Here is a 1,731-nt window from a genome sequence, read left to right as displayed (position 1 = left end):
GTGGCGACGCCAGAGCCCCAGCCGTCCTCGGCCGTGAGCGACACGACAGCCTTGACGTACCAGCCCTGGCCCGTGATCGCGTCGGAGGTCAGCTCCGCACCCGGCCGGCCGCCCCACCTGGTGCGTCTTCCTCCGCACCGCTGCCGCGGGCCTCCCGCGCCGACGGGTCCACCTCCGTCGCGCGGCCCGCCCGCCCTGGCCCACCTGGAGGAGAGACCATGCCGACCAGTCCGGCCCAGGTGCCGACGGTGCCCGCGCACGTGTTGCCGCACCGCACCCCGGCCCAACTGCTCGCGGTGGCCCGGCAGGGTCTCGCCGAGGCTGCCCGGACCGGCCCCGACGGCCTCCGGTACGCCGCCGCCCACCTCGCGGCGCTGCGCGCCGCCGCCGCGGTGCTCGCCGCCCGCGCCCGCCCCGCGCCCACCCGACGTAACCGGATCACCAGCGTCTGGGTCCTGCTCGCCGGCGTCGCCCCCGAGCTCGACGAATGGGCCAACTACTTCGCCATCGGTGCCGGCAAGCGGGCTGCCGCCGAGGCCGGCATACCCCGGGTGGTCACCGCCCGGGAGGCCGACGACCTGCTCCGCGCCGCCGAGGAGTTCGTGTCGGTGGTGGAGGCGGCGCTCGGCCTGGCGCACCAGCCGGCGATCGACGGGCTCGTCGCCTGAGTCGTGGCGTCCGGCCACCACCGGCGGGACCCAGGGTGGCCGGACGCCACCCCGCCGCGCGTACGTACTTCTGATCCACACAGCACCATCCACGGGCCGGTGTCCCGTGGTGACACGACGGGGGGTAGGTCCGATGGCGGGCCGCATGGTGGTCGGTTCCGCCGCGCTGGCCGGGTTGGTGCGCCCGGCCAGCGCCCCCGATCCGGCGGGCGGGCACCGGGTGCTGCCCGTCCGGCCCGAGCTGACCGGGCTGTTGCCCAGCCGGGGGTTGCGGCGCGGCAGCACCATCGCGGTCGGCCTCGGGGAGACCCGGCGCAGCGGCACCACGTCGCTGATCCTCGCCCTGCTCGCCGAGGCGTCCCGCACCGGTTCGTGGTGTGCCGTGGTCGGGGTGCCGACCTTCGGGGCCGGGGCGGCGGCCGAGGCCGGGATCGCCCTGGACCGGCTCGCCCTGGTGCCCCAGCCCGGGCCCGAGTGGCCCACCGTCGTCGCCGCGCTCATCGACGGGGTCGACGTGGTGGTCACCGCCGTACCGGCCACCGTCTCCGCCTCCGTCGCCAGCCGGCTGGCCGCGCGGGCCCGGCAGCGCGGCAGCGTGCTGGTGCCGTACGGCCGGTGGGACGGCGCGGACGTGACGCTCCAGGTGGTCCGTGGGATGTGGGACGGGCTCGGGCCGGGGCGGGGGCGGCTGCGCCGCCGCGAGGTGACCATCTCGGCCCGCGGGCGGGGCGCGGCCGCCCGTCCCAAGGAGGTCAAGGTCTGGCTGCCCGGTGACGAGCTGACCCGGGTCATTCCCGCGCCCCCCGGCGTCGGTCGCCCAGGTGCCGGGCGGCTGCGCATGGTGGGGAACCAATGAGCGAGTGTCAGCGAGCGAATCATCGGCTCAGTGCGGTGGTGCCTCATGGCGGCACGGAGCGCAGCGGAGTGCCGGCATGAGCGAGTGTCAGCGAGCGAATCATCGGCTCAGTGCGGTGGTGCCTCATGGCGGCACGGAGCGCAGCGGAGTGCCGGCTTCCCCCCGTATGAAGCGTTGGGCATCTACTTCGAGCGTGCCGCACCGGCC

2 protein-coding genes are annotated in these 1,731 nt (G+C 76.4%); both read left to right on the top strand.

The window, feature by feature from the left end; genetic code table 11:
* The first annotated feature begins 218 nt into the window (after positions 1-218).
* On the top strand, positions 219-668 hold the full coding sequence (locus AB0M52_RS33730) for an SAV_6107 family HEPN domain-containing protein (RefSeq protein WP_363961921.1): 450 nt from the start codon (positions 219-221) through the stop codon (positions 666-668).
* Positions 669-801: 133 nt separating this feature from the next.
* Positions 802-1,524 carry a hypothetical protein gene (locus AB0M52_RS33725; RefSeq protein ID WP_363961919.1) on the top strand — a complete coding sequence of 241 codons (723 nt, stop codon included), beginning with the start codon at positions 802-804 and terminating at the stop codon, positions 1,522-1,524.
* Positions 1,525-1,731 lie beyond the last annotated feature (207 nt).

It is taken from the genome of Micromonospora sp. NPDC051296 (assembly GCF_040682255.1).
Taxonomy (GTDB): Bacteria; Actinomycetota; Actinomycetes; order Mycobacteriales; family Micromonosporaceae; genus Micromonospora; species Micromonospora craterilacus.
The sequence above is the reverse complement of the archived record's forward strand: the minus strand, read 5'-3'. Positions and strand labels throughout refer to the sequence as shown.